At 69.3% G+C, this 26,351-nt stretch carries 26 protein-coding genes and 1 rRNA gene; 7 read left to right on the forward strand and 20 right to left on the reverse strand.

Annotation, left to right across the window (positions count from 1 at the left end):
• Positions 1-11: 11 nt before the first annotated feature.
• Both ACIP6U_RS08875 and ACIP6U_RS08880 read left to right on the forward strand, forming a co-directional pair.
• Positions 12-635: a TetR family transcriptional regulator gene (locus ACIP6U_RS08875; RefSeq protein WP_401714370.1), complete on the forward strand. Its 624-nt coding sequence runs from the start codon at positions 12-14 to the stop codon at positions 633-635.
• Between the two features lie 233 nt (positions 636-868).
• A complete protein-coding gene (locus tag ACIP6U_RS08880; RefSeq protein ID WP_401714371.1) occupies positions 869-1,657 on the forward strand; it encodes a DUF4253 domain-containing protein in 789 nt (262 codons plus the stop codon).
• Between the two features lie 38 nt (positions 1,658-1,695).
• Here the strand turns inward: ACIP6U_RS08880 and ACIP6U_RS08885 are convergent, their stop codons facing one another.
• The 3 genes from ACIP6U_RS08885 to ACIP6U_RS08895 form a co-directional block, all read right to left on the reverse strand.
• Positions 1,696-2,580 (reverse strand): arylamine N-acetyltransferase, encoded by an 885-nt coding sequence (locus ACIP6U_RS08885; protein ID WP_401714372.1) that lies wholly within the window; start codon positions 2,578-2,580, stop codon positions 1,696-1,698.
• A gap of 35 nt (positions 2,581-2,615) precedes the next feature.
• Positions 2,616-4,517, reverse strand: coding sequence for an FHA domain-containing protein (locus ACIP6U_RS08890; protein ID WP_401714373.1), 1,902 nt, complete (start codon positions 4,515-4,517; stop codon positions 2,616-2,618).
• Between the two features lie 190 nt (positions 4,518-4,707).
• Positions 4,708-5,610 carry an SAM-dependent methyltransferase gene (locus ACIP6U_RS08895; protein WP_401714374.1) on the reverse strand — a complete coding sequence of 301 codons (903 nt, stop codon included), beginning with the start codon at positions 5,608-5,610 and terminating at the stop codon, positions 4,708-4,710.
• 322 nt (positions 5,611-5,932) lie between these two features.
• On the opposite strand from ACIP6U_RS08895, the gene ACIP6U_RS08900 reads away from it, so the two are divergent.
• The gene (locus ACIP6U_RS08900; protein WP_401714375.1) at positions 5,933-6,154 is read left to right on the forward strand and encodes a hypothetical protein; all 222 of its coding nucleotides are present in this window, start codon (positions 5,933-5,935) and stop codon (positions 6,152-6,154) included.
• A gap of 7 nt (positions 6,155-6,161) precedes the next feature.
• Here ACIP6U_RS08900 and ACIP6U_RS08905 read toward each other — a convergent pair whose 3' ends face one another.
• From ACIP6U_RS08905 to ACIP6U_RS08935, 7 genes are all read right to left on the reverse strand, one after another.
• Complete coding sequence (locus ACIP6U_RS08905) at positions 6,162-6,536, reverse strand: DUF805 domain-containing protein (RefSeq protein ID WP_401714376.1); 375 nt, start codon at positions 6,534-6,536, stop codon at positions 6,162-6,164.
• 329 nt (positions 6,537-6,865) lie between these two features.
• The gene (gene hemB, locus ACIP6U_RS08910; protein WP_401714377.1) at positions 6,866-7,858 is read right to left on the reverse strand and encodes a porphobilinogen synthase; all 993 of its coding nucleotides are present in this window, start codon (positions 7,856-7,858) and stop codon (positions 6,866-6,868) included.
• Between the two features lie 223 nt (positions 7,859-8,081).
• On the reverse strand, positions 8,082-9,785 hold the full coding sequence (locus ACIP6U_RS08915; RefSeq protein WP_401714378.1) for a uroporphyrinogen-III synthase: 1,704 nt from the start codon (positions 9,783-9,785) through the stop codon (positions 8,082-8,084).
• Positions 9,782-10,741 (reverse strand): hydroxymethylbilane synthase, encoded by a 960-nt coding sequence (gene hemC, locus ACIP6U_RS08920; protein WP_401714379.1) that lies wholly within the window; start codon positions 10,739-10,741, stop codon positions 9,782-9,784. Before hemC ends, ACIP6U_RS08915 begins: the two co-directional genes overlap by 4 nt.
• Positions 10,738-12,579: a glutamyl-tRNA reductase gene (locus ACIP6U_RS08925; protein ID WP_401714380.1), complete on the reverse strand. Its 1,842-nt coding sequence runs from the start codon at positions 12,577-12,579 to the stop codon at positions 10,738-10,740. Before ACIP6U_RS08925 ends, hemC begins: the two co-directional genes overlap by 4 nt.
• A complete protein-coding gene (locus ACIP6U_RS08930) occupies positions 12,576-13,340 on the reverse strand; it encodes a redox-sensing transcriptional repressor Rex (RefSeq protein ID WP_401714381.1) in 765 nt (254 codons plus the stop codon). The genes ACIP6U_RS08925 and ACIP6U_RS08930 overlap by 4 nt, the downstream gene beginning before the upstream one ends.
• 235 nt (positions 13,341-13,575) lie before the next feature.
• Complete coding sequence (locus ACIP6U_RS08935; RefSeq protein ID WP_185146082.1) at positions 13,576-13,857, reverse strand: glutaredoxin family protein; 282 nt, start codon at positions 13,855-13,857, stop codon at positions 13,576-13,578.
• A 94-nt stretch (positions 13,858-13,951) separates the two neighbouring features.
• Here ACIP6U_RS08935 and ACIP6U_RS08940 point away from each other — a divergent pair, with 94 nt between their 5' ends.
• The 3 genes from ACIP6U_RS08940 (at position 13,952) to ACIP6U_RS08950 (ending at position 17,452) form a co-directional block, all read left to right on the forward strand.
• On the forward strand, positions 13,952-14,896 hold the full coding sequence (locus ACIP6U_RS08940) for an HAD family phosphatase (RefSeq protein WP_280883215.1): 945 nt from the start codon (positions 13,952-13,954) through the stop codon (positions 14,894-14,896).
• Between the two features lie 315 nt (positions 14,897-15,211).
• A complete protein-coding gene (locus tag ACIP6U_RS08945) occupies positions 15,212-15,985 on the forward strand; it encodes an ECF subfamily RNA polymerase sigma factor, BldN family (RefSeq protein WP_401714382.1) in 774 nt (257 codons plus the stop codon).
• A gap of 234 nt (positions 15,986-16,219) precedes the next feature.
• Positions 16,220-17,452, forward strand: coding sequence for a DUF5667 domain-containing protein (locus ACIP6U_RS08950; RefSeq protein WP_401714383.1), 1,233 nt, complete (start codon positions 16,220-16,222; stop codon positions 17,450-17,452).
• Positions 17,453-17,538: 86 nt separating this feature from the next.
• Here the strand turns inward: ACIP6U_RS08950 and ACIP6U_RS08955 are convergent, their stop codons facing one another.
• The 5 genes from ACIP6U_RS08955 to ACIP6U_RS08975 all read right to left on the reverse strand — a co-directional run bounded on the left by ACIP6U_RS08955 (position 17,539) and on the right by ACIP6U_RS08975 (position 21,258).
• Positions 17,539-18,600, reverse strand: a complete 1,062-nt coding sequence (locus ACIP6U_RS08955; protein ID WP_401714384.1) for a lysophospholipid acyltransferase family protein — start codon at positions 18,598-18,600, stop codon at positions 17,539-17,541.
• Positions 18,601-18,614: 14 nt separating this feature from the next.
• A complete protein-coding gene (locus tag ACIP6U_RS08960) occupies positions 18,615-19,673 on the reverse strand; it encodes an NAD-dependent epimerase/dehydratase family protein (RefSeq protein WP_401714385.1) in 1,059 nt (352 codons plus the stop codon).
• Between the two features lie 197 nt (positions 19,674-19,870).
• Positions 19,871-19,969 (reverse strand): 30S ribosomal protein bS22, encoded by a 99-nt coding sequence (locus ACIP6U_RS08965; RefSeq protein ID WP_003948845.1) that lies wholly within the window; start codon positions 19,967-19,969, stop codon positions 19,871-19,873.
• A 131-nt stretch (positions 19,970-20,100) separates the two neighbouring features.
• The gene (locus ACIP6U_RS08970) at positions 20,101-20,313 is read right to left on the reverse strand and encodes a helix-turn-helix domain-containing protein (RefSeq protein WP_004984898.1); all 213 of its coding nucleotides are present in this window, start codon (positions 20,311-20,313) and stop codon (positions 20,101-20,103) included.
• A gap of 129 nt (positions 20,314-20,442) precedes the next feature.
• Positions 20,443-21,258, reverse strand: a complete 816-nt coding sequence (locus tag ACIP6U_RS08975; protein ID WP_401714386.1) for a phosphatase — start codon at positions 21,256-21,258, stop codon at positions 20,443-20,445.
• 241 nt (positions 21,259-21,499) lie between these two features.
• On the opposite strand from ACIP6U_RS08975, the gene ACIP6U_RS08980 reads away from it, so the two are divergent.
• Positions 21,500-21,946, forward strand: a complete 447-nt coding sequence (locus ACIP6U_RS08980) for a spore-associated protein A (RefSeq protein WP_401714445.1) — start codon at positions 21,500-21,502, stop codon at positions 21,944-21,946.
• A gap of 340 nt (positions 21,947-22,286) precedes the next feature.
• On the opposite strand, the gene ACIP6U_RS08985 is transcribed toward ACIP6U_RS08980, so the two are convergent.
• The 5 genes from ACIP6U_RS08985 to rrf form a co-directional block, all read right to left on the reverse strand.
• Positions 22,287-23,459, reverse strand: a complete 1,173-nt coding sequence (locus tag ACIP6U_RS08985) for an acetoin utilization protein AcuC (protein ID WP_401714387.1) — start codon at positions 23,457-23,459, stop codon at positions 22,287-22,289.
• A complete protein-coding gene (locus ACIP6U_RS08990; RefSeq protein ID WP_401714388.1) occupies positions 23,410-24,645 on the reverse strand; it encodes an MFS transporter in 1,236 nt (411 codons plus the stop codon). Before ACIP6U_RS08990 ends, ACIP6U_RS08985 begins: the two co-directional genes overlap by 50 nt.
• Positions 24,646-24,736: 91 nt before the next feature.
• Positions 24,737-25,450 carry a VC0807 family protein gene (locus tag ACIP6U_RS08995; RefSeq protein ID WP_401714389.1) on the reverse strand — a complete coding sequence of 238 codons (714 nt, stop codon included), beginning with the start codon at positions 25,448-25,450 and terminating at the stop codon, positions 24,737-24,739.
• 83 nt (positions 25,451-25,533) lie between these two features.
• A complete protein-coding gene (locus ACIP6U_RS09000; protein ID WP_401714390.1) occupies positions 25,534-26,178 on the reverse strand; it encodes an HAD family hydrolase in 645 nt (214 codons plus the stop codon).
• Positions 26,179-26,260: 82 nt separating this feature from the next.
• Positions 26,261-26,351 (reverse strand): 5S ribosomal RNA (rrf, locus tag ACIP6U_RS09005); the annotation flags it as partial.

A 26,351-nucleotide genomic window follows, 5' to 3' on the forward strand; every position in this document is an offset into this window, starting at 1 on the left:
CGGAATCCGGTATGCCGACAGGCGTGGCCATGCGCGATCCGCGCCGACAACTCTTCGACGCCGCCGAGCACATCCTGCTGCGAGACGGCCCGACCGCGCTGACCAGCAGGGCCGTCACTACGGAGGCGGGCTGCGCGAAAGGCGTCCTGCACCGGCACTTCGCGGACTTCGACGCCTTCCTCGCCGACCTCGTGCTCGACCGGATCGCGCGGCTGGACGCCCTGTCGGACACCCTGCAAGCCGCCGCCGGCACCAGCACCGGTTCCGGCTCCGGCTCCGGCTCCGGCTCCGTGGTCGATCACCTCACCGACGCGCTGATCGACGTGTTCGACCCGGTCGGGATCGCGGTCGTGAGCCTCGTGATCTCGCGGGACGAACTCCGCGCCCGCCTGCGTGCGGCCGGTTCGACCGGCATCCCGCTCATGGGCGAGGCCTCGGCGCTGCTCGCCGCCTACCTCACCGCGGAACGCGACCTGGGCCGGCTCGCCCCCGACGCCGACGTCACCACCCTCGCCCCGACCCTGCTGGGCGCCGCCCACCTCCTCTTCGCCGACCGGGAGGCGGGCCCCCCGGAGCGCGCGGCCGTGCGGCGGACGGTGACGGCGGTCGTCGCGGGTGCGCTGCGGGACACGTAGGCATCCGGATCCCACACGATTCGGCCAGAACCGAAACCATCGCGACTCGCGCCCGCCCCACGGACTATGGACAGAGCGACCGGATCCCGCTACGCGGCGAACAGGTCCGGTCGTTACGGGGGAACGGGGGAACACGGCAGACCGGTGCACGAGCCTTCACGCACCGGTCTGCCGAACCCCCTGTCCACGGGCCTCGGGGCCCGTTGTCAGTGGCCGGCTCTAAAGTCGGTGGCATGGCGACACTTCCCAACCCGCTGCCGAGGCTCGCGTCCCTCGGTCTCGAACTCCCGCCCGGCCGACTGGTCGACGAGACGGACCAAGGTCCTTGGCACGAGCCGCTGTTGTGGCTCGCGGACGAGCGGGCGATACCGGGCGCCTGGTCCGCACTGCGGCGCACGGCACCGTCGGCCGGTCTGCTTCCGGTCGTCCTCGACCTGGGCGGCGGCCAAGGCGGGCCGGAGAAGTGGGAGTTGGCGCCCGACGAGATGTCCTACCCCGGAGACCACGACGCCGACGAGGTGCTAAAGGAACTCTGGGAGGAGTACACCGAGGAGGGCGACGAGTGGCCCGGCCTCGCCGAACCGCTCACCCCGACCGCCGACCCCGACGAGCGGGCCGCCGAGATCGCCGACTCCCTGGCGGACGGCGGGCCCGTGCTCCACGGTGAGTCCGTGGTCGACGGTGAGCCCGTCGTCCACGAACCGCACCTCGCCCTCGTACCGGCCCGCCGCAGCGCCGACATCCCCGCGGCCATCGGCTGGATGGGCCCCGCCAACCACGAGAACGACACGGCCCGCCTCTGCGCCGTCCTCCGCTCCTGGGAGGACCGCTTCGGCGTCCGGCTCGTCGCCCTCGGTTTCGCCTCGCTCCTCGTGTCGGTGGCGGCCCCGCCCACCACCCTCGAAGAGGCCGAGGAAGTGGCCGCCGAACACTTCGCCTTCTGCCCGGACGACAGCGGCGACCTGGAGACCTACGCCCGGCAGCTGATCGACCGTCCGACCTGGCGCTTCTTGTGGGACTGAGCTGAGCCGCCGACCGGATCGGCTCAACTCAGCTCAGCTCAGCTCAGCAGAGTCATCCCGTCCGGCGCCTCGATCCCGAACTCCTCCTCCAGCACCTTCCGCGCCTCCCCCTCGTCCGTCACCTCCCGCTCGCTCACCTCGCCGTCGGCCCGCGTCTCGGTCAACAGGCTGCCGTGGAGCAGGAGATGGCGGTCGGCGGTGACGCGCTGGACGAAGAGGCGCTGGGTGAAGGGGGAACGCGGATTCGTGGCGATGTGCCAGTTGATGACCTCGAAGTCGACGCGCTCGAAGGGCTCCAGGGTGAAGGCGTACTGCGCCTGCCAGGCACCGCCCTCCGAACCGTCCCCGCCCTCCGAACCGCCCTCGCCCTCCGAACCGCCACCCTTCTCCCCGACGTACGCCTCCAGCATCCACAGCTCCAGCGGCCCGCGGTGCGGCACGTGCACGAACCGGTGCCGGCGCCCGGCATCGTGCGACTCCACGCCGATCACCAGCGGCACCGGCTCCAGCAGCGCCCCGATCGCCCCGAACCCGACATCGGCCAAGTACGGCTGCGGGTCGCCCGGCACCTCGACGAGCAGGGTCATGTGGGTGCGCGGGCGGTCCTCGATCCGGCCCGCGCCCACGACCACCCGGGCCGTCAGCCGGGTCACCCCGAAGCCCAGCGCCTCCAGCGCGGCGGCGAGCAGCGTGTTCTGCTCGTAGCAGTAGCCGCCGCGCCGGCTGTGCAGCAACTTGGCCGTCAGATCGGGCAGTTCGAGCGAGGGAGCGGTCCGCCGCAGCGCGTCCAGGTTCTCGAACGGGATGCCCCGCATGTGCGCGAGATGCACACCCCGCAGCGTCGCCAGGTCGGCCCGCCGCTCCCTCTCCCACCCGATGTGCGCGAGGTACTGGTCAAGGTCGAAGACGCCGCTGTCGGACATGTCTCCAGCCTACGGAACCACCCGCCGGAACCCGATCACGGCTGCGCGGCCGGCTCCAGCGCCTCCACCGCCGCGGCCGCGGCCGAGGAGTCCTGGCCGTAGAAGATGTCGATGTCGACCTCCTCGCCGCCCATGGTCAGGGTGTCCCAGGCGCCGCTGAGGACGAGCATGCGCAGCGTCTTGGACTCCAGGGTCTGGAGCCGTTCCAGGATCGCCTCGTCGTCCGGCATGCCGGGCAGGCGCGGGGCGAGCCGGTCGCGGATGGTGCTCATGCGCTCCAGCAGGATCCTGGTGTCCGCCTCGCGGTCCGGCTCCTCGGAGATGCCGTCGATGCCGTGGTTGATGATGTCCTTGATCGCCCAGGTGACACCCTGGTCGTCGGTGGTGACCATCGCCTTCCAGGCCCGGCTCTTGTGCCGGTACTGGAGCATCGACATGGCCGCTTCGTGGCGCAGGAAGTCCGCGTCCCGGAAGGGCCGCCCGTTCCAGGCGCTGTTGAGCGAGCGGGCCAGCGAAACGGCGGACGCCAGACCGCTGTTGAGGCCGCGGCCCGGCCAGAAGTGGATGGAGTTGGCCGCGTCCCCGAGCAGGAAGCCGTACGTGCCAGGCGTGTTGGTGGTCGGCGGCAGCAACTCCGCGGAGAAGCGCGGCCGTTGCACCATGTCGAGCCGGAAGCTGGTGACCGCGCTCAGGTCCCCGTCCTCGACGGCGAACAGGCGCAGCCCCTCGTGCACGCGCTTCCACAGCGCGGAGCCCTTGACCAGCGCGGGCAGGAACAGCGTGCCGTGCGTGGAGCACTGGAAGTCGCCGTGCTCGTCGCGGTTCATCAGACACGGCCGGGAGGCGATGCACTCCTCGAAGACCCGGCGGACCGGGTCGATGCCGATGACCTCCGACAACTCGGTGTCCGTCAGCCGCATGTTGAGGAAGCCCTCACCGCGCAGCGAGTTGAGCAGGAACCGGTTCTGCGCGACCGTCAACAGGATCGCCATCGGGTCGGACAGACCCGACTTCACGCGCAGACCGAGGACGACGTCCCGCAGGTGGACACCGTCGAGGGAGTAGATGGACTCGTCGGCCTTGCCGAAGCGGGCGGCGAAGTGGTCCCGGGTGCGCGAGCGCCCGCCGTCGCAGATCGCGAGCACATGCTGGGTGGCCAGGGCCTCCTGCTGTTCCACCGGGTCGAACCGGGCCGGTATCAGGCGGATGCGGTCCCGCTTCTCGTTGGCCAGTTCGAGCAGCCGGTCCTCGATGTAGGCGATCCGCATGTTGCGCGGGTGGTGGTCGCCGATCGAGTCCGGGCCCGACGGCCACATCTCGGTGTAGTGCTCCGGGACGAAGAGCCGCTCCTGGACCTCCTCGGGCCACGCAAGGTACTGCCGGCTCTGCACGGTCACGACCTGCTGGCGCCGTACGTTGCCCTCGTCTTGGCCCTTCCAGACGACGGTACGGCCCTGCTTGCGCCACCGGCCCTCGTAGACGGTGACCTGCACCTGGGCCCCGAGGAAGTGTTCGAGCAGCAGCGCCATGGACAGGCCGACCGGGCCGCCGCCGACGACGGTGACCCGCAGGACGGACCCGTCGTTCTCCTCCGGATGCGTCACGGCCCGGGGCAGGTTGAGCGCCATGAGGGTCTGCATGGCGTCCGCGACCTCGAAGCGGAACTCCTGGTCGCCGATGGTGATCGCGTCACCGGGCTGCAGCAGCCGGGAGTCCACCTCATCGCCGTTGACCAGCGTGCCGTTGCTGCTGCCGAGGTCCCGCAGCACGTATCCCTTGTCCTGGTCGAAGACGATCTCGGCGTGGAAACGAGAGACGCTCAGGCTGGAGATGACCACGGTGTTGCCCGCGTTGCGCCCGAACGTGACGCGGGTGTCGAGTACCGGGATGCGCTCTCCCGCCAGCAGACCTTCGAGTCCAACGAGCACCGGTGCCACGGCACTTCCTTCCAAGGGTGGATGACATCGATATCGCTGCGGAAACAGCAAAACCCCTACGGAACGGCGTGTGCAACCCCCTCGCCGACCGCATGGCCTCGCGAGTATATGTTTGCGTGATCAAATACATCCAACTCGCTGTCACGCAGCACCGACGCGAGGCCCCGCGGCCCGGTTCAACGGCGTCCCGTCAGTCTTTCCGGCCGATCGCCCCGTACACATTGATGTCGTCGTCGGTGACGTCGTTGATGTCCCGGTAGCGGATCTTCTCGATGTCGTCGAGCCCCTCGAAGAACACGGGGTCCACGGCCAGCGGGGCGGGCGCCGGGCTCGGGTGCCACTGGTGGACCGGCAGCACACCGGGCTCCTCCAGGGTGATGCCGGGCGTCTCGGTGAAGAACCGCTCGACCTCGTCCTTGGTGCGGAACACGAAGGTGAAACCCCGTTCGGTGTACGTCCGTTGGACCGCCCGCGTCGGCTCCGGGTGCATCTCGTCGGTGAGGTGGCTGATCACCAGCTGACTCCCGGACGGCAGCGCCGCCACCAGGTCCCGCACCAGCGGGTAGGCCTCCTCGGCCTCGATGAAGTGCAGGATCGCCACCAGCACGAGGGCGATCGGCTGGTCGAAGTCCAGCGTCTTGGCGGCCTGTTCGAGAATCAGGGCCGGATCGCGCAGATCGGCGTCGACATAGTCCGTACGCCCCTCGGGCCCGCTGGTGAGCAGCGCCCGCGCGTGCGTCAGCACCACCGGGTCGTTGTCGACGTACACCACCCGCGCACCCGGATCGATCCCCTGGGCGATCTGGTGGACGTTCTCCCCGGTGGGCAGACCGGTGCCGATGTCCAGAAACTGCCGTACGCCCCGCTCCTCGACCAGGTGGGTCACCGCGCGGCGCATGAAGTCGCGGTTGTGCCGTACGTCGAGGTAGCCGCGCGGGTTGGCGGCGAGCGCGGCGGCCGCGGCGGCGCGGTCCACCTCGTAGTTGTCCTTGCCGCCGAGGAAGACGTCGTAGACGCGGGCCGAGTGCGCCTTCGTGGTGTCGATCCTCCTTCTCAGCTCCGCGGGGTCCTGGCTGAGGGCGTCACCGGGCATGAGAGTCTCCAGTTGTCCAACACGTTCACGGACGGTCAGCGGTCAACAACCTAACTCGGCCCGGCACTTGATGGTGCCCGCCGCCGAATCCCACCGGATCTCACAGGTTCCCGCCGGCTCCCACCGTCTCCCGCGTCCCGTACCGCACCGCCGGGACATGACATCTCCGCAGGTCAGCGCCCGTCCCGCCGCTCGGGCGTCCCGAGTTGCCCGCGGATCATGGCGCCGGGGGCCGATCACCACGCAGTCTGGAGTTCCCCCAGCCGACTCCCCCCGGCTGGGGGCTCAGCCCGAGTCCACCGCCCAGGAGGCCCGTACCGCCATGTCCGTCCGAGCCCACCGCACCCACCGTCTCGCCGCCACCGCCCTCGTGCTCACCGCGTTCACCGCGTTCACGCTGACGGGCTGCCGGGACGGCGAGGGCATCCGGGACGAGGGCCCGGCCAGGTCCCGCTCGGCCGAGCAGTCCTCGATGAGGCTGGACCCGGCACCGCACACGCAGGAGGCCGCCCGGTCGATGAACCGGACGGCCTCTGGGCGCTGAGTGAGGATCAGACGGCGGCGTACCCCTGCGCGACTTCCTTCGGGTTCGGGCCGTACTGGTTGGGGCCCGGGGTGGAGTCCGAGACGGTGAAGACCAGCAGGACGATGGCGCCGGCGAGCGGCACGAGCCCGATCAGGATCCACCAGCCGGAGCGGCCGGTGTCGTGCAGCCGGCGCACGGCGACGGCCAGGCTGGGGATCAGGACACCGAGGTAGAAGAGGCCCGCGAGGCCGAGGAGGGCCGACTGCTTGGAGGCGAGGGCGATCACCAGCAGCACGACGTAGATGATCCCGACGAACAGGGCGAAGTTCCAGTACTCCTTGCGGCGCGCGCGACCGCTGAACACCGCGTACTTCTTCAGCGCCTCGATGAACCAACTCATTGCGTCCCCCTGGGATCGACGTCCGTGCCGTCCGAAATGGATCAGGCCAGGCGCAGAAGGTATGGAGGGCGTTGACTTCACGTCAATTCGGTTGATCACCACGACCGGAGGGGCCGAACAGGGTCCGCGACCCCGCCCAACCCCCCTTTGGTTGACCGATTTCAGGACAGATCCATCGCCTTCCACCATGGATCCACCAACGGTTCCCCATCCCGAGCCCTACCCGAGCCCTCTCCGACCCCCACCCGAGTTCCCCTCGTGTCCCAACCGAGCACATTCCGTTGCCGGTCGGTCACCGATTCGAGGCCGGGACGATCTCGATCCGTTGCTCAACGCAGCTTTCGCGCCACCTCGGTGGCCCAGTACGTGAGGATGTTCTGCGCCCCGGCCCGCTTGATGCCGGTCAGTGCTTCCAGGATGGCCTGATCACGATCGATCCAGCCCTTCTCGGCGGCGGCCTCGATCATCGAGTACTCACCGGAGATCTGGTACGCGGCGACGGGCACGTCCACCGAGTCCGCGACCCGGGCGAGGATGTCGAGGTAGGGCCCGGCCGGCTTCACCATCACCATGTCGGCCCCCTCCTCCAGATCAAGGGCCAACTCCCGCAACGAGTCACGCGCGTTGGCGGGATCCTGCTGATAGGTCTTCCGATCACCCTTCAACGACGACCCGACGGCTTCCCGGAAGGGCCCGAAGAAGGCGGAGGCGTACTTCACGGTGTAGGCGAGGATGGCGACGTCCTCCCGCCCGATCTGGTCGAGCGCGTCCCGGATGACCCCGATCTGCCCGTCCATCATCCCGCTGGGGCCCACGACATGAGCCCCGGCATCGGCCTGCACCTGAGCCATCTCGGCGTACCGCTCAAGGGTGGCGTCGTTGTCGACGCGCCCCTCGGCATCGAGCACCCCGCAATGCCCATGATCGGTGGTCTCATCGAGACAGAGATCGGACATCACGAGCAACTCGTCACCGACCTCGGCCCGCACGTCCCGCAGAGCGACCTGCAGAATCCCGTCCGGATCGGTCCCGGCGGTCCCGAGAGCGTCCTTCTTGCTCTCCTCCGGCACGCCGAAGAGCATGATCCCGGAGATGCCCGCCTCAACGGCCTCGGCGGCGGCCTTCTTCAGACTGTCCCGCGTGTGCTGCACGACCCCGGGCATGGCCCCGATCGGCACGGGCTCACTCACCCCCTCCCGCACGAACGCCGGAAGAATGAAGTCCGCGGGATGCAACCGGGTCTCAGCGACCATCCGACGCATGACGGGCGTAGTACGCAACCGCCGAGGACGGGCACCGGGAAAAGAGCCGTACTTCGTCATAACTCCTACGCTACGCCGGGCTCAGGAGCACCTTTGCCAACGCCCAGTCGACATCCGTACCGAGCTGCGGGCCACGCCTCCCCACCCGCCCCAGCCGCCGGGCACGGCGCTGCTCGGCGCAGGCCCGCCGAATCCAGCCCGTCCGGCGTTTGAGGACGAGGCCCCTTCAGGGCCGATGGGGGTGAGGGGGCGCAGCCCCCACGGACGCGCGCCCCCACTCACCTCAAGTCGTCCGACGACGCCTGGCCCCCGGCCGCCGCTCACTGGGCCGGGTAACAGGATCCCCGGCCTCCAGAGCAGCCGCCCGACGCCGCAACCCAAACTCGGCAAGCGCCTCAGCCAGCTTGTGAACAGACGGCTCAGGAGCCATCACATCCACCCGCAGCCCATGCTCCTCCGCAGTCTTGGCGGTGGCCGGCCCGATACAGGCGATCACCGTCACGTTGTGCGGCTTACCGGCGATCCCCACCAGATTCCGCACAGTGGACGACGACGTGAAGAGAACGGCATCGAAGCCACCCCCCTTGATCGCCTCCCGAGTCTCCGCCGGCGGCGGCGACGCCCGCACGGTCCGATACGCGGTCACGTCGTCCACCTCCCACCCGAGCTCGATCAGCCCGGCGACCAGCGTCTCGGTGGCGATATCGGCACGCGGCAGAAAAACACGGTCGATCGGATCGAAGACCGGGTCATAAGGAGGCCAGTCCTCCAACAACCCGGCAGCGGACTGCTCACCACTCGGCACGAGATCAGGCTTCACACCAAAGGCGACAAGGGCCTTGGCCGTCTGCTCCCCCACCGCGGCGACCTTGATCCCCGCGAAAGCACGGGCATCGAGCCCGTACTCCTCGAACTTCTCCCGCACCGCCTTCACCGCGTTGACCGAGGTGAACGCGATCCACTCGTACCGCCCGGTGACGAGCCCCTTCACGGCCCGCTCCATCTGCTGCGGCGTCCGCGGCGGCTCGACGGCGATCGTCGGCACCTCGTACGGCACGGCCCCGTACGACCTCAACTGGTCGGAGAGCGAAGCCGCCTGCTCCTTCGTCCGCGGCACGAGCACCTTCCAGCCGAACATCGGCTTGGACTCGAACCACGACAACTGGTCGCGCTGCGCGGCGGCGGACCGCTCACCGACCACGGCTATCACCGGCCGCCCGCCTTCCGGCGAGGGCAGCGCCTTGGCCTGCTTCAGCGTCTGCGCGATCGTGCCGAGGGTGGCGGACCAGGTCCGCTGCCGGGTGGTCGTACCGGCGATCGTGACCGTCATCGGGGTGTCCGGCTTGCGGCCTGCGGACACCAGTTCGCCGGCCGCGGCGCCGACGGAGTCGAGCGTCGCCGACACGACCACGGTCCCGTCGGAGGCACCCACCTCCGTCCAGCACCGGTCGGAGGCGCTGCGGGCGTCCACGAACCGGACGTCCGCGCCCTCGGCGTCGCGCAGCGGGACACCGGCGTACGCGGGTACGCCGACGGCCGTCGCGACACCCGGCACGACCTCGAAGGGAACACCGGCCGCGGCGCAGGCGAGCATTTCGGAGGCGGCGTACGTATCAAGTCCGGGGTCCCCGGACACCGCACGTACCACCCGCCTGCCGCCCCGTGCGGCCTCCATGACAAGATGTGCGGCATCCCGTACCGCGGGGACCCCAGCGGTTGTTGACGCACTGTCAACAACCGTGAGCTGAGGCGTGCCCGTGCCCGGCGACGGGTCCGACGAAGGACCCCCGTCCGTGTGCACTTCGGCCACGCCTTGTCTGGCGTGCGTGCGTACCACGGCCAGCACTTCGTGCTCGGCCACCAGGACGTCCGCGTGCGTCAGCGCCTCTACGGCGCGCAGAGTCAGCAGTCCCGGATCCCCGGGTCCGGCACCAAGGAAGGTGACGTGCCCGTGTTCCGGACCGGCGGGAAGAGTGGTGGGGCTCACTTGGCTTGCTCCCCCATGAGACCGGCCGCGCCCTGGGCAAGCATCGCGGCGGCGAGTTCGCGACCCAGCGCCAGTGCTTGGTCGTGCGTCTCGGGCACGGGACCGGTGGTGGACAGCTGCACCGTACGCGAACCGTCGGTCGTGCCGACTATCCCGCGCAGGCGCATTTCCTTGACAATCTGCCCGTCGGCCAGAAGGTCGGCCAACGCACCCACAGGTGCGCTGCAGCCGGCCTCCAGGGCGGCGAGCAGTGACCGCTCGGCCGTCACGGCGACCCGGGTGAACGGGTCGTCGAGCTCGCCGAGCGTCGCGACGAGGTCCGCGTTGTCCGCGGCACACTCGATCGCGAGTGCTCCCTGGCCGGGAGCGGGCAAAACCGTGTCTATCGAGAGGAAGTCGGTCGCCTCGTCGATGCGGCCGATCCGGGTGAGCCCGGCGGCGGCCAGGACGACGGCATCGAGCTCGCCGTCGTGCACGTATCGGATCCGTGTGTCCACGTTCCCGCGGATCGGCACGGTGTCGATGTCCAGTCCGTGGCTGCGCGCGTACGCGTTGAGCTGCGCCATGCGACGCGGCGAACCGGTGCCGATGCGGGCCCCGCGGGGCAGGTCGGTGAACTTCAGCGCGTCCCGGGCGACGAGCACGTCACGCGGGTCCTCGCGCTCGGGTACGGCGGCCAGGACCAGGTCCGCGGGCTGCGCGGTCGGCAGGTCCTTGAGCGAATGAACGGCGAAGTCGACCTCGCCGCGCAGCAGCGCGTCCCGCAGGGCGGTCACGAAGACTCCCGTGCCGCCGATCTGCGCGAGGTGCTCGCGGGAGGTGTCGCCGTAGGTCGTGATCTCCACGAGTTCGACGGGCCGTCCGGTCACCTGGCTCACGGCGTCCGCAACCTGCCCGGACTGGGCCAGGGCGAGTCTGCTTCGCCTGGTCCCGAGCCTCAGTGCCTTGTCAGTCATGCTGGCCCTCGGTTCTTGCTGTACTGGGGGTCGTCGTCGGCGCCTTCGTCGGCGCGGGAGACGGAGGCCACCGTCTCCTGGTCGAGGTCGAACAGGGTGCGCAGCGCGTCCGCGTATCCGGCGCCGCCGGGCTCGGCCGCGAGCTGCTTGACCCGCACGGTGGGCGCGTGCAGCAGCTTGTCGACGACGCGTTTCACGGTCTGGTTGATCTCGGCGCGGTGCCGCTCGTCGAGCCCGGGCAGCCGTCCTTCGAGCCGCGCGACCTCGCTCGCGACGACATCGGCGGCCATGGTGCGCAGGGCGACCACGGTCGGCGTGATGTGCGCGGCCCGAAGCGCCGCGCCGAACGCCTCGACCTCGTCCGAAACGATCCGCCGCACCTGGTCGACGTCGGCGGCCATCGGCGCGTCCGCGGAGGCCTCGGCGAGCGACTCGATGTCGACCAGGCGCACCCCGGCCAGCCGGTGCGCGCCCGCGTCGATGTCACGGGGCATCGCGAGGTCGAGCAGAAAGAGGACGGGCGCGGGCCGCGGCGGCTCGACGACCGGTTCGGGCTTACGGCGCTCAGGGATCCGTCCGACCAGTGCCGCCGTGGCCGCGAGCGCCGCGATGGCGTCGGCGTCCCGGGCGGGGTCGAGCACGATGCCCTGCGGCCCGGGGGCGGAACTGCTCTGCGGCCGAGGCGCGTTGTCCACCCAGGCGGCATGCTGCTCCAGCTCGGCGGCGCCCATCCCGACCACGGCCGCTTCCCCGAGCACGGAGAACCCGGCGGTCGCCGGCACAGCGGGAAGATCGACCGGCGCACCGGGAAGGTCGAGCGGACACCCGTCCTCGGCACCGAGGCTGGTGGGCGGAAGTTCGCGGGCTGCTTCGGCGGACACCGACGGGCCGGTCTCGACGGGGGCCGCCGACAAGGCCGTACCCCCGGATCCCGCGCCTTCCACGGCCGGCGAACCATCGACGGCATCCGGCACGACGGCGGCCGGCCCTCCGAATCCGCGCCCCGCCAGCGCCCCGGTGACCGTCTCGGTGGCCAGGACCAGGCCCGTCGCGCCCGTGCAGGACACCGCGACGTCGGCACGTGTCAGCTCGTGCGGCACCGAATCCATCGGTACCGCGCGAGCCGCCACGTCCAGGTCGGGGGCCTCGGTGAGGATCTGCGCGAGGCGCTCGGCACGGTCGGCGGTGCGGTTGGCGATGACGATCTCGGCGACCCCGGCCCGGGCGAGCGTGGCCGCGGCGAGCGAGGACATCGAGCCCGCGCCGATCACCAGGGCCCGTTTGCCGCGCGCCCAGTCCCGCACGTCGCCGCCGGCGGCCAGTTGCTCCAGGCCGAAGGTGACCAGGGACTGGCCCGCACGGTCGATGCCGGTCTCGGAGTGGGCGCGCTTGCCGACCCGAAGGGCCTGCTGGAAGAGGTCGTTGAGCAGCCGGCCCGCGGTGTGCAGGTCCTGCGCCTTGGCCAGCGAGTCCTTCATCTGGCCGAGGATCTGGCCCTCGCCGACGACCATCGAGTCCAACCCGCAGGCCACCGAGAAGAGATGGTGGACGGCCCGGTCCTCGTAGTGCACGTAGAGATAAGGAGTGAGCTCCTCCAGGCCGACCCCGCTGTGCTGGGCCAGCAGCGTGGACAGCTCGGCGACCCCCGCGTGGAACTTGTCCACGTCGGCGTACAGCTCGATGCGGTTGCAGGTGGCGAGGACCGCGGCCTCGGTGGCCGGCTCGGCGGCGACGGTGTCCTGCAAGAGCTTGATCTGCGCGTCGGCGTGCAGCGTGGCCCGCTCCAGGACGCTGACCGGCGCGCTGCGATGACTCAGCCCGACGACGAGAAGACTCATGCCGGCATCACGGCGGGGACGTCCCCGTCGGGCCCCTGCTTCGCGGACGCCTTGCCGCGGGTGGCGGCGGCCGGTCCGGCCTCCTGGGCCGCGCGCTCCTCGCCCGCCTTGCGCTGCTCGTGGAAGGCGAGGATCTGCAGCTCGATGGAGAGGTCGACCTTGCGCACGTCGACGCCGTCCGGGACGGTCAGCACGGTCGGCGCGAAGTTCAGGATGGACGTGACCCCGGCGGCCACGAGCCGGTCGCACACCGGCTGGGCGGCACCGGCGGGGGTGGCGATCACCCCGATGGACACGCCGTTGTCCTCGATGATCTTTTCCAGCTCGTCCGCGTGCTGCACCGGAATGCCCGCGACCGGCTTGCCGGCCATCGCCGGATCGGCGTCGATCAGCGCGGCGACCCGGAACCCGCGGGAGGCGAAACCACCGTAGTTGGCGAGCGCGGCACCGAGATTTCCGATACCGACGATCACTACCGGCCAGTCCTGGGTGAGGCCCAGTTCGCGGGAGATCTGGTAGACGAGATACTCGACGTCGTAGCCGACACCACGCGTTCCGTAGGAGCCCAGGTAGGAGAAATCCTTGCGCAGCTTCGCGGAGTTGACCCCCGCGGCGGCCGCCAGCTCCTCGGAGGAGACCGTGGGTACCGAGCGCTCCGACAGTGCGGTCAGCGCTCGGAGGTACAGCGGAAGCCTGGCGACGGTGGCCTCGGGAATCCCTCGGCTTCGGGTCGCCGGTCGGTGAGTTCGGCCAGTTGCCACGGTGCTCCTGCGGGTAGAGCGGGGCTGTAGGCGGTCACGCGAACCCAGACCGCCCCGTCGAAAGCAGGCTATGTCTTTGTGAACGCGTGCACAAAGATGGTGTCCGATTTGCCCGGCCAACGTGACCGGCGTCACGCGCTTCTCTCTTGGAGGCAAAACAGCACACGCTCCTCGCTAATCCCGCCCCCAAGACCCGTTCGCCGTCGATCCTAAGCGACTTCGCGGGGCCTTTGGACTACTCGGTCAGTGCCTTGCGCAAACGTTCCTCGTTCACACGCCAGAACGTGTGCTGCGCGCCGTCGATCAGGACGACCGGAATCTGCTCCCAGTACTGGTCGTGCAGCTCCGGATCCGCCTCGATGCTCTTCGCCTCCCAGGGCACGCCGAGGTCGCCGCAGACCTTCTCGACCACCACTTGTGCGTCATCACACAGATGGCAACCCGGTTTGCGGACAAGCGTGACGAAACGGTCGCCGGGATCGGCCTTGCGCCGGAAGAGGGGACTCATGTCGGCCATTGTGACCCCTCTTTAACGGACCGGTCGCGGAGAGTTCACAGCCTCCAAACCTCGCGACTCCGAAGCCACCGAACAAACTGGCTATGCTCACGCCATGGCCGCTCTCGGATGGCTCACCCCCCGTAGGCGCTCCGCCACGGCACGAAGCGTGTTGGCAGGCGAGGCCTCGGCGGAGGCAGCCCGCAAGTCCTCGCAGGACGCCCAGCACGCTGAAGACGCCACCGACGCCGATCTCGCGGTGGAGGAGCCGGAGTTCCCGGTGCTCGGCGACGACAAGGCCGCCGCCTTCTTCGACCTCGACAACACCGTGATGCAGGGCGCGTCGATCTTCCACTTCGGCCGCGGCCTGTACAAGCGGAAGTTCTTCGAGACCCGCGACCTCGCCCGGTTCGCCTGGCAGCAGGCCTGGTTCAGACTGGCCGGCTCCGAGGACCCCGAGCACATGCAGGACGCCCGCGACTCGGCACTGTCGATCGTCAAGGGCCACCGCGTCGCCGAGCTGCAGTCGATCGGCGAGGAGATCTACGACGAGTACATGGCCGAGCGGATCTGGCCCGGCACCCGCGCCCTCGCCCAGGCCCACCTGGACGCGGGCCAGAAGGTGTGGCTGGTCACGGCGGCTCCGGTGGAGATCGCCACGGTGATCGCCCGCCGCCTCGGCCTGACCGGCGCCCTCGGCACGGTCGCCGAGTCGGTCGACGGCGTCTACACCGGCAAGCTGGTCGGCGAACCGCTGCACGGCCCCGCGAAGGCGGAGGCGGTGCGCGCGCTGGCCGCGGCGGAGGGCCTGGACCTGTCCCGCTGCGCCGCCTACAGCGACTCGCACAACGACATCCCGATGCTCTCGCTGGTCGGCCACCCCTACGCCATCAACCCGGACAGCAAGCTGCGCAAGCACGCCCGCAAGCTGGACTGGCGGCTGCGCGACTATCGCACGGCCCGCAGGGCGGCGAAGGTCGGCATCCCGGCGGCGGCCGGCGTCGGCGCGGTGGCGGGCGGCACGGCGGCGGCGATCGCATTGAGCCGTCGGCGCCGGTAACAGGGCAAACGCAGCCAATCCACGGGTCTTACCCGCGTAACCCTCTGTCCAGTCACGTTGGCTGCACACGGCCACAACACGCCCCGTTCCCTGACTGAACATGAACGCATTCGATCAACAACCGGTCACTCTGCGGTACTTGATCGTGCGTCAATCGGTTACAGAAGCGACGTAATCGATGATTTGAGCAACTGGGTGTAGCAGCGCCTGCACGAAGCGTTATTCTCCTCAGACGCAAACCGGTACCCCTCCGTCGCTACGACGGGTGAACGGTCCCGCACTGCACGTGATGGAAGCTCTGCCTCTGGGAGTCCCGTGTACCCACACGTCGGGGTTGACGCCTCGGGCCTGGCTACGCTGCGCGCAACGGTCCAAGACCTGTTGCGCGGCTTCGTCCCCACCGCGTACGCCGTCCCCGCCCTTGCCGTAGCCACCACCCCCGTCGGCCCGTGCTACGCACTGGCCGACGGCACCGCCGCCGTCGGAAGACGAGGGCGGACCACCGGCGCCACCACCGCGCGCCGCCCGGCCGCGGACAGTGACAGCGCCCGCATGATGGACCTCGTCGAGCGCGCCCAGGCCGGCGAGGCCGACGCCTTCGGGCGTCTCTACGACCAGTACAGCGACACCGTGTACCGGTACATCTATTACCGGGTGGGCGGAAAGGCCACCGCCGAGGACCTCACCAGCGAGACGTTCCTGCGCGCCCTGCGGCGCATCGGGACCTTCACCTGGCAGGGCCGCGACTTCGGCGCATGGCTGGTGACCATCGCCCGCAACCTGGTCGCCGACCACTTCAAGTCCAGCCGTTTCCGGCTGGAGGTCACGACCGGCGAGATGCTCGACGCCAACGAGGTCGAGCGCTCGCCCGAGGACGCCGTCCTGGAGTCCCTGTCGAACACCGCCCTGCTCGACGCGGTGCGACGGCTCAACCCTCAGCAGCAGGAGTGTGTGACGCTCCGGTTCCTCCAGGGGCTGTCCGTCGCCGAGACCGCCCGCGTGATGGGCAAGAACGAGGGCGCGATCAAGACCCTCCAGTACCGGGCGGTGCGTACGCTCGCCCGGCTCCTGCCGGACGACGCACGCTGAGCACGCCACTCTCCGCGATACCCAACTCACGTTCAGTGAAAGTCCGTTGACTTCCCGATCCGATCATCCGTCGTCCGTAACCCAAGTGCCACGCCGCTCGTTGTGCGGGATGCAGGCTCCCTGTGGTCACGTCCGGGCCAAAGCCCGATCACTCGATCGTGTGGAAACGATCGAGGTGGGCAACCGTCCGGATCCCAGGGGAGTCGACCGTCATGACGAGAGGAGGTGCCGCCAGTGATCGCGAACGTATCGGCGCACCGGCGGGCGAACGCCTTCGCCCAGGCCCTGGAGGAGCAGTCCTACCAGGACCCTGCGGCCGAGCAGTCCGAAGGACCGGCCCCGGCTCCGGCTGCTGCGGAACAGACCGAGCAGGGCCGCCTAATGGCCCTCACGGAGTGTCTCGGCGACCTGCCGAGGCCGATGCTGGACCCCGAGGTGAAGGTCGTCCAGCGGGCCCAGCTGGTGGCCGCGTTCGAGGCCATGCTCCAGGAGGGCGCAGGGGGCGGGGCGACGGACCCATCGGTACCGGAGCAGCGTTCCCACCGGGCCCGGGGTGCGCACCGGGCGAGCCCGCTGGGGAAACTGCGGCCGAGATCGCGACTGAGCAAGGGCCTCGCCGCCGGCGGGCTCAGCGTCGGTGTCGCGGCGAGCGCCTTCGGCGGAGTCGCCGCTGCCAGCTCGGACGCGCTGCCCGGTGACTCGCTCTACGGACTCAAGCGAGGCATCGAGGACTTCAAGCTCAACTATCTGTCCGAAGGCGACGACGAGCGCGGAGTCGCCTACCTCGACCAGGCCTCCAACCGGCTGAGCGAGGCCCGTCGGCTGATGGAGCGCGACCGCGGTGGCCACCTGGACCACGAGTCGCTGGGCGAGATCCGACGTGCCCTGTCGGGCATGCGGCACGACGCGGCCGAGGGCCACCGACTGCTGCACGAGGCCTACGAGCGCGACCCGGACAAGCTGGGCCCCATCCAGGCCCTCGACGCCTTCTCGCGCTCGCACCGCGAGGCCTGGGGCGCCCTCCGCGACCGCCTGCCGGTCCAGCTCGGCGACGTCAGCGACGAGGTGTCCTCGGTCTTCGACGCCATAGACGAAGAGGTCGCTCCGCTGCAGTCCCTGCTCCCCAAGCCCCCGGCCAAGGGCAGCACCGGCAGCGGCGGCAACCGCCAGGGCTCCGGTACGGGGTCCACGGGCACGTCGTCCGGCACCGACCGCTCGACCACCCCGAGCACCGGCAACGGCACCTCCGAGAACAGCCACTCGTCCAGCCCCAGCAAGTCGGCCGAGACCGGCAACGACGGCCTGCTCGGCGGCAACACGGGCGGCCTCCTCGACCCACCGGGCGCCACGAGCAGCGCCTCCCCGTCCCCGTCCAAGTCCACCGGCACAGCCCCGGACGTAACGATCCCGCCCCTCCTCCCCGGCCTGCTCCCAGGCCTGGGAATCGACGGCGAGGACGCGAACTAGCTCCGCCGGCTCAACAGATCGATGGGGGCGCCCTTTTCAGGAGGGCGCCCCCATCGACGTATCCGCTCGTCTCGTGGACGAAGTCCCTAGAAGAACACCGACCGCCGCTGCACCAGCAACTTGTACAGCGTGTGCTGGATCTGCTCGCGCACTTGATCGGTCAGGTTGAACATCAGCATCGGGTCCTCCGCCGCCTCCGGCGGGTAGCCGTCCGTCGGGATCGGCTCGCCGAACTGGATCGTCCACTTCGTGGGGAGCGGGATCGCGCCGAGCGGGCCCAGCCACGGGAAGGTGGGCGTGATCGGGAAGTACGGGAAGCCCAGGACCCGCGCCAGGGTCTTGGAGTTGCCGATCATCGGGTAGATCTCCTCCGCGCCCACGATCGAGCACGGGATGATCGGGGTGCCCTTGCGCAGGGCCGTGGAGACGAAGCCGCCGCGGCCGAACCGCTGGAGTTTGTAGCGCTCGCCGAACGGCTTGCCGATGCCCTTGAAGCCCTCCGGCATCACGCCGACCAGTTCGCCGCGGCCCAGCAGCCGTTCGGCGTCCTCGGCGCAGGCGAGGGTGTGACCGGCCTTGCGGGCCAGCTCGTTGACGACCGGGAGCATGAAGACCAGGTCCGCCGCGAGCAGCCGGAGATGACGGTTCGCGGGGTGGTTGTCGTGGACGGCGATCTGCATCATCACGCCGTCCAGCGGAATCGTCCCGGAGTGGTTGGCGACGATCAGCGCGCCGCCCTCGGCCGGGATGTTCTCGACGCCCTTGACCTCGACCCGGAAGTACTTCTCGTACACCGGGCGCAGCGCCGGCATCAGGACCTGGTCGGTGAGCTCCTCGTCGTAGCCGAAGTCGTCGACCTCGTAGTCGCCGGTGAGCCGGCGGCGCAGGAAGGACAGTCCGCTCGCGATCCGACGTTCCAGATCGCCGTCGTCCTGGGGCCGCCCGGGCGGCTGTTCCTGTTCCTCACGCGTCACAGGAACATCATCCTGCGCCGGCGCCCTGCTGGGCAGGGGCTGTACCTCGCGGACCAGCGCGGGTTCCGCGGTCTTGCCGCGCCGGCTCCCCGCGCTCCGACGCCGCGCCGGCCGCGGTACGGCACCCGAGCGGGACCGGTCGTCGTCGAACGGAATGACCTTGGCATCAGCCATCGTTGATGCGCTCCTCAGTTGGCGCTCTGCGTCGGGGGGTGGCCGCCCAGGGCGGGCAGCGCGGCGAGCCGGTCGACGGCCCCCGCGAGGGCCTCCGGGGGCAGGAGTCCGGGACCCCGGCTGCGCGCGAAGTCCGCGAAGGTCTCCGCCGTCGTGTACTTCGGCTTGAACCCGAGCGTCTCGCGCATCTGGTCCGTCGCCACGACCCGGCCATGGGTCAACAGCCGGATCTGCTCCGGCGAGAAGTCCGTCATGCCCAGCGTACGCACCAGCGACCCGGCCCAGGTGAGCGCCGGCAGCAGCAACGGCACCGTCGGCCGCCCCAGCCGCCGCGAGCACTGGGACAGCAGCAGGACGCCGTCCCCGGCGATGTTGAAGGTCCCGCTGTTGAGCGTGCCCCGCGCCGGTTCGTGCGAGCCGATCCGCAGCACCTCGATCACGTCGTCCTCGTGCACGAACTGCAGCCGAGGGTCGTAACCGAACACCGTCGGCAGCACCGGCAGCGCGAAGTACGAAGTCAGCGGGGTGTCCGCGGTCGGCCCCAGGATGTTGGCGAACCGCAGCACACACACCGCGACATCCGGCCGCCGCCGCGCGAACCCGCGCACATACCCCTCGACCTCGACCGTGTCCTTGGCGAAGCCGCCGCTGGGCAGCGACTTGGGCGGGGTCGTCTCGGTGAAGACGGCCGGATCCCTGGGCGCCGACCCGTAGACGTTCGTACTGGACTTCACCACCAGCCGCTTCACCGTCGGCGACTTCTGACAGGCACCGAGCAGCTGCATCGTGCCGATGACGTTGGTCTCCTTGACCGTGGTCCGGCTGCCACTGCCCAGCGCCATCGCCGTCACATCGAGGTGTACGACGGTGTCGGCGCCCGTCTCGGCCAGGACCCGCGCGATACCGGGCTGCCGGATGTCCGCCTGGATGAACTCGGCACCACCGAGATGATGCTCGGGCTGGACCGCGTCCACCGCGATGACCCGGTCCACCTGCGGGTCACGCTGGATCCGTCGTACGAACCGGCCCCCGAGCCTGCGGGCCACCCCGGTCACGAGCACGACCTTCCCCAAGATCAGCGCCTTCCTTCCAGCCGTCGACGAGCCCTGTCAGCTGCCGCGTTCCCCATGTCGGCCAACTTAGCGGTTCGGTGTTGCGCTGTGATGACCGCCCAATGCCCGAAGTGGCGTTATCCGGACGGCATCACAAACGCCTGTGGCCCCCCACCGGATGCGGTGGAGGGCCACAGAAACACGCTCTACGGCGTCGCTTACTTCTTGTTGCGACGCTGAACGCGCGTGCGCTTGAGCAGCTTGCGGTGCTTCTTCTTAGCCATCCGCTTGCGCCGCTTCTTGATAACAGAGCCCACGACTACCCTCGCTCACTTCTCATCACTCGGTGCTGGGCGCCATGGGCCCATACGACCTACAAGGGGCCAGCCTACCCGTCCGAGCGCTGAGGTCGTAATCGAGGGACTTCCGGGAGGTCCGGAAGCCGCCGTCAGGCTGTCTCCACCCCCACATAGCTCTCGCGGAGGTACTCGTGCACCGCTTGCTCCGGTACACGGAACGAACGTCCGACCCGGATCGCGGGCAGATGACCGCTGTGCACCAACCGGTACACGGTCATCTTCGACACTCGCATCACCGAGGCGACTTCCGCCACGGTAAGGAACTGAACCTCGTTCAGAGGCCTCTCGCCAGCTGCAGCCATGACACACCTGAACCTTCCGCACTCGACGGTCACCGGCTTCCCCTTCCGGTGACTCTTCGTCGTTGCGTGCTCACTCCCCAATGTAGGGGCGTGTGATGCGAGTGGGGAAGAGGTGCACCCATCGGCGGCCTACTGTGACAGACACGCTCGATTGAGTACGTAGCGGGTAAGCGGCCGGTAGTAATCAGACCGCACAGCGTCATCAAGTGGAACGACGACGGACACGGACCCCTCTGCCTCTCCGACGAAGAGCGCGGGGTCGTCGGTATCGCCCAACCCAATGGCCTCGAACCCCAGCTGACCTGCTCCGCAGACCCATCCATGGTCCCCGACGACCAGCTCGGGAAGGGGCCCGCCGGCCTCCGCGGCCACCGCCAGAACGGTCCGAACCGGGAGCGGTGAGTGCGTGTGTGCGCCGGTCGCACAACCGGGGCGAGCGGGGCCGGGTTCGCGGACGAGCGCGACTCCTCGTACGTAGTCAAGGTTGTACGTGCGTAGACCGAACCGGGTCGTTATGTCGACACAGCGACCATGCGCCGGTGTGAGGACGGTACATCCCGCCGCCGACAGCGCGTCCGCAAGCGCGGCGTAGAAGCCGAGGAGCCGGTGGGGGTGGCCGGTGCCGAACAGTACCGGAGCGCCACGCTCAGCAGCCGCGCCCAGACGTTCCGCAAAGGCATCCAGAGCGGTCAGAGTCCGCTCCGGATCAATCACATCATGGCCTGAGGTGTGCTGTGGATCGGCCGAAACCCCACACTTGTCCGCCATCAACTGGATCAAGTCCCGCTGCCGCCAGGTCCATTCGGGATCGATCCCGATCATCACCCGGGGGTCACGTGCGGCGAAGAGCCGATAGCTGCGCAGGCTCTCCTCCCGCGAGGTGGCCACCGTCCCGGCCAGGCGGGCGGCCAGCAGATGGGCGCGCAGTGCTCCGGTGCTCAACACGAGTGCGATGGTGACGGACACCGGCCCGGGCCACGCCGAAAAGCCCACGAACACCGCACGGTTGGCCTAGCGACCGATGCGGGCCCGGTGACAGAACGGTGACAAAAGGCACCACAACCAACGCACCGGACGCCTGGTCTCACTGTGCGTGGACGGCAATGACCAACCGTCCCAAGCAAGTTGACCAAGCATCACAGCAGGCACCACACCAGGCACCACAACAGGGGGAACAACCATGGGAATGAAGCTGTCCCGTCGCGTCACAACGGCCGCCGCACTCACCGTCCTGGCGGTCGGAGGAGCCATCGCCGGCACCTCTCCCGCGTCAGCGGCAACGGTGAAGCCGGTCGCCACCAAGTCGGCGGCCGCGGCCTACAACGGCGTCTGCGGCACCGGCTACAAGGTCATCGACTCCACGCCGGTGGGCAACTCCGGCAAGGTGTACGTGACCTGGAACGAGTCGACCGGCAAGAACTGTGCCGTGACCATCCGCAACACCACGGGCGCGAAGATCTACATGGCCGTGGAACTCAACATCGTCACCGACCACGAGACCACCCCGGTTCGCGACAACGGCAAGTACACGTCGTACGCCGGCCCGGTCTACATGAGCGCGCGCGGCCACTGCATCGAATGGCTCGGCGCCATCGGCACGGCAACAGGCGGCGACTCAGGCCACTGCGGCTGACCCCAACGCCGGGGGCACCTTGACCACCCGCCCCCGGCACCACCCCACCCGCCCCAGCTTCCGTAGCTGCCCTAGCTGCGGGCAGTCGCGCCGCTCACCCCACCCGCCCCAGCGTCCGTAACTGCCCTAGCTGCCCTAGCTGCGGGCAGTCGTGCCGCACACCCCACCCGCCCCAGCGTCCGTAACTGCCCTAGCTGCCCTAGCTGCGGGCAGTCGTGCCGCTGGGGCGGCACGGGTGGGCGCAGCGGCACCCCGCAAGCGCGGGCAAGCGAAACCCCGCTACGCCAACCGCCCCCACCTCAGCAGCCCCAACACCCCTACGCCCAACGCCCTTACTCCCCTACGCCAACAACCCCCGCAACGGATAAACCGCCCGCCGAGTAGCCAGCACCGCCTGATCCAACCGATCCGCAGGGTCGTACCCCGCATCCCAATCAGCAAAAGACACCGGCCACCGCCCGTCAGTCATCCGCCCAGGCCCCAACTGCCGCGTCCGAGCAAACACTTCCTGCCGCCAACTCTCCGGCACAAGCGCCTCCGGCAAAATCTCCCGCCCCGCAGCAATAGCCACCAGATGCGTCCAGGACCGCGGCACCACATCCACCACGGCGTACCCCCCACCCCCCAACGCGACCCACTTCCCGTCCGCATACGCATGCGCCAGCTCATGACACGCGACCTGCACCGCCCGCTGCGCATCCAACGACACGGCCAGATGCGCAAGCGGATCCTCAAAATGCGTATCGGCCCCGTGCTGCGTCACCAACACCTGCGGCCGAAAGTCAGCAATCAGCTCCGGCACCACCGCGTGAAACGCCCGCAACCACCCCGCATCCCCCGTCCCCGCAGGCAACGCGACATTCACAGCCGCCCCCTCCCCCGCCCCGGAACCCGTCTCCTCCGGCCACCCGGTCTGCGGAAACAACGTCCGCGGATGCTCATGCAGGGAGATCGTCAAAACCCGCGGATCCTCCCAGAACGCGGCTTGCACCCCGTCCCCGTGATGCACGTCCACATCGATGTACGCGACCCGCTCGGCCCCGAGCTCCAACAGCCGCGCAATGGCCAGCGACGCATCGTTGTAGATGCAGAACCCCGACGCGGCCCCCGGCATCGCATGGTGCAACCCACCCGCGAAATTCACGGCGTGCATGACGTCCCCGCCCCACACCGCCTCCGCCGCCCCCACCGACTGCCCGGCGATCAGCGCGGACACCTCATGCATCCCCGCGAACGCCGGATCATCCATGGTCCCGAGCCCGTACGCCCCATCGGCCACCCCCGGATCCACGGAAGCCGCCTTCACGGCCTCGACGTAGTCCTCCCGGTGGACCAGCCGCAGCGTCGACTCCCCGGCCGGCTTCGCCGCGACCACGTCGACGTCCTTGTCGAGCCCGAAGGCGTCGACGAGTCGCCTGGTCAGGGCGAGCCGGATCGGGTCCATCGGATGGTCCCGACCGAAGTCATAGCCCGTTACTGCCTCGTCCCACATCAGCTGTGCGCGGCCGCTCATGCCCGCCACCGTATCGGTCCTGTTGAGGAGCGAACGACTTGGCGTACACCAGTGTCACCAGCACCAACACCATCGGCACGAGCATCGCCCCGCGATAACTCCACGCATCCCCCAACGCCCCCACGAGCGGCGAACCGATCAGAAATCCCACGTAGTTGAAGACATTGAGCCGCGCGATCGCCGCGTCCGAAGCCCCCGGGAACATCCGCCCGGCCGCCGCGAACGTCTGCGGCACCAGCACACACAACCCCAGCCCCAGCAGCGTGAACCCCAGCATCCCGACCCACGGCCCCGGCGCCACGGCCACCACCGCGAACCCGCCCGCCGCCACCAACGCCCCCACCCGCACGACCACTACGGCCCCGAACCGCCGCACCCCGAAGTCCCCGAGCGCCCGCCCCAGCAGCGTGGTCACCATGTACACGTTGTACGGCACGGTCGCGAGCTGCTCCGAACTTCCCAGCACGTCCTGCAGATACTTCGCGCTCCAGTTGGAGACGGTCGAGTCCCCGATGTAGGCGAAGGTCATCACCAGACACAGCGGCAGCAGCATCTTGAAGACGACACCCCCGCCGGCCCCCTTCGCCGCCGCGTCCGCCTCCTCCGCCGAGCCGCCCCCCTCGCCGCCGTCCCCGTCGACGTACCACCGACTCCCCACCAGCGCGGCCGGCAACAGCACAGCCACGACCGGCAGATACGAGACCCACAGCGCGAGATGCCAGTGCGCCCCCGCCCACGCCAGCGAGGCCCCCACAATCCCGCCCAGGCTGTACACGGCATGGAAGCTGAGCATGATGCTCCGCCCGTACGCCCGCTGCAGACTCACCCCGAGCATGTTCATCGAGGCGTCCAGCGCACCCACGGCCAGCCCGAAGGCGACGAGCGAGATGGCCAGTTCGGCCTTGGAGTCGCCCGCCCCGACTCCGAGCAGGGCCAGCATCACCACGGGCTGGGACCAACGCAGCAGCAGGCTCGGCGGGACCCTCTTCACCAACTGCTCGGTCGTCACGCTCCCGACCCCGGCCAGGATCGGCACGGCGGCCAGGAAGGCGGGCAGCAGCGCGTCGGAGACCCCGTACCGGTCCTGGATGGCCGGGATCCGGGTCACGAGAAGGGCGAAGATGGCGCCCTGGGCGAAGAAGCTCAACGCCAGAGAGGCCCTACCGCGCCGCAGCACATCTGTCATGGCGGCGAGCGTAGGGCCCCAGGCTACCTGTGGGTAGATCCAGCCAAAGATGAATTTCCTTCAGCTTTACCCACGATCCCTCTCACGAGCGTCAGGCGGCGACGGCGACCTCGACCTGGAGGCCCACTGCCTCGCTCGCGGTGTTCCCCTCAGTCTCGGCTTCGGCGGCGACCATCTCCGCCATGGGCCCGGCGGCCAGCGCACCGCTGACGAGGAACGTCAGCGTCATCACGCCGGCCATCACGACCGTCCCCAGCCACACCATGGTGTCCACCGGGATCGTGTACGCCCCCACGACCCGCGCCACACACTCCGCGAGCAGCGCCACGCCCCACACCACCGAGAACAGCCGCTCCTTGCGCAGGAAGTCCGCCGAAGCGGCCGCCCGACCAGACGCCAGCCGCCGCCAGGCGGCCTCCTTGGCCAGGTCGCCCTTGATCAGGAAGGGCTTCATACCGGCGGTCATCATCGGCCGGCCGAGGGCCACGGAGACAAGGATCCCGATCCCGATCGTGCTGCTGACCGCGCTGTCCTTGGCGAGCATCAGCCGCGGGTCACCGGCGACGAAGCTCAGCACCAGAGAGACGACGTTGACGACCAGGATGAGCCCGGCCAGCCTGTTCGTCCGCCGCTCCCGCACCAGGCTCCAGACCGTCCGCAGAGCCGGAACCACACTGCTCCAGGCCAGCGCCGCGAAGGTGCTCATCCCGAAGGCGTCCTTGAACAGGTAGTACGAACCGAGAGGGACCGCCACATCCACGACCAGCGGACCGAAGGTGCTCTGCTTGCTCGTCTTCGTCGTCATGCCCTCAGCTTGGCCGCCGGGCGGGGTCTCCCAGTAGAAACGATCGTCCAGAGCTCGGCATGACAAATGTCAGTGCGGCAAGGTCAGTCCAGCAGCTCGGCCAACTCCCCCATGTCCCCGAAGAGTTTGCCGGCCCCGGCGAGCTTCTCCCCCGACGTCATGGCGGTGAACCCGAGCACATCCATCCCGGCCGCCACCCCCGCCTGCACCCCCAGCGGAGAGTCCTCGACCACCACACACCGGCCGGGCGCAACGCCCATCCGCTCCGCCGCGTACAGGAACAGATCCGGATCGGGCTTCCCCCGCCCCACATCCTGAGCACTGAAGATCCGCGCCTCGTCGAACCACCGGTCCAGCCCGGTCGTCCGATGCCCCACCCGGATCCGCTCATGACTCCCCGAGGACGCCACGCAGTACGGCACCCCGTCCTCGACAAGCCTCGCGAGCACGCCCTCGACCCCGGGCACCGGCCGCAACTCCCGCTCGAACGCGGCGAACACCCGCGCATGAAAGACATCATCGAAGTCAGCCGGCAACGACTCCCCGGTCCGCTCCTCCACCACCTCATGGACCCGGTGCATGGCGGAACCCATGTAGTCACGGAGCGAGTCCTCGTACGACGTCGGGTACCCGAGCTCGGTCAGGTACGCGGCGAGGAGCCGGTTGGAGATGGGCTCACTGTCGACGAGGACACCGTCGTTGTCGAAGATGACGAGGTCATAGCGCATACCGCCAACCCTAAATGCGTGCGGCCCGAAACGCAGAAAACCCCCGTACCGAATAAACGGTACGGGGGTTTTCTCAAGAATTGTTCGGCGGTGTCCTACTCTCCCACAGGGTCCCCCCTGCAGTACCATCGGCGCTGTAAGGCTTAGCTTCCGGGTTCGGAATGTAACCGGGC

This window comes from Streptomyces sp. NPDC088794, from assembly GCF_044750545.1.
Classification (GTDB): Bacteria; Actinomycetota; Actinomycetes; order Streptomycetales; family Streptomycetaceae; genus Streptomyces.

Excerpts from the sequence above, each read along its gene's own strand:
- ACIP6U_RS08980 (WP_401714445.1), top strand. The coding sequence starts at position 21,500 with ATGAAGCTGTCCCGTCGCGTCACAACGGCCGCCGCACTCACCGTCCTG.
- ACIP6U_RS08895 (WP_401714374.1), bottom strand. The coding sequence starts at position 5,610 with ATGCCCGGTGACGCCCTCAGCCAGGACCCCGCGGAGCTGAGAAGGAGG.
- ACIP6U_RS09000 (WP_401714390.1), bottom strand. The coding sequence starts at position 26,178 with ATGCGCTATGACCTCGTCATCTTCGACAACGACGGTGTCCTCGTCGAC.
- ACIP6U_RS08970 (WP_004984898.1), bottom strand. The coding sequence starts at position 20,313 with ATGGCTGCAGCTGGCGAGAGGCCTCTGAACGAGGTTCAGTTCCTTACC.
- ACIP6U_RS08940 (WP_280883215.1), top strand. The coding sequence starts at position 13,952 with ATGGCCGCTCTCGGATGGCTCACCCCCCGTAGGCGCTCCGCCACGGCA.
- ACIP6U_RS08985 (WP_401714387.1), bottom strand. The coding sequence starts at position 23,459 with ATGAGCGGCCGCGCACAGCTGATGTGGGACGAGGCAGTAACGGGCTAT.
- ACIP6U_RS08900 (WP_401714375.1), top strand. The coding sequence starts at position 5,933 with ATGTCCGTCCGAGCCCACCGCACCCACCGTCTCGCCGCCACCGCCCTC.
- ACIP6U_RS08885 (WP_401714372.1), bottom strand. The coding sequence starts at position 2,580 with ATGTCCGACAGCGGCGTCTTCGACCTTGACCAGTACCTCGCGCACATC.
- hemB (WP_401714377.1), bottom strand. The coding sequence starts at position 7,858 with ATGACGAAGTACGGCTCTTTTCCCGGTGCCCGTCCTCGGCGGTTGCGT.
- ACIP6U_RS08955 (WP_401714384.1), bottom strand. The coding sequence starts at position 18,600 with ATGGCTGATGCCAAGGTCATTCCGTTCGACGACGACCGGTCCCGCTCG.
- ACIP6U_RS08875 (WP_401714370.1), top strand. The coding sequence starts at position 12 with ATGCCGACAGGCGTGGCCATGCGCGATCCGCGCCGACAACTCTTCGAC.
- ACIP6U_RS08880 (WP_401714371.1), top strand. The coding sequence starts at position 869 with ATGGCGACACTTCCCAACCCGCTGCCGAGGCTCGCGTCCCTCGGTCTC.
- ACIP6U_RS08995 (WP_401714389.1), bottom strand. The coding sequence starts at position 25,450 with ATGACGACGAAGACGAGCAAGCAGAGCACCTTCGGTCCGCTGGTCGTG.
- ACIP6U_RS08925 (WP_401714380.1), bottom strand. The coding sequence starts at position 12,579 with ATGAGTCTTCTCGTCGTCGGGCTGAGTCATCGCAGCGCGCCGGTCAGC.
- hemC (WP_401714379.1), bottom strand. The coding sequence starts at position 10,741 with ATGACTGACAAGGCACTGAGGCTCGGGACCAGGCGAAGCAGACTCGCC.
- ACIP6U_RS08905 (WP_401714376.1), bottom strand. The coding sequence starts at position 6,536 with ATGAGTTGGTTCATCGAGGCGCTGAAGAAGTACGCGGTGTTCAGCGGT.
- ACIP6U_RS08990 (WP_401714388.1), bottom strand. The coding sequence starts at position 24,645 with ATGACAGATGTGCTGCGGCGCGGTAGGGCCTCTCTGGCGTTGAGCTTC.
- ACIP6U_RS08935 (WP_185146082.1), bottom strand. The coding sequence starts at position 13,857 with ATGGCCGACATGAGTCCCCTCTTCCGGCGCAAGGCCGATCCCGGCGAC.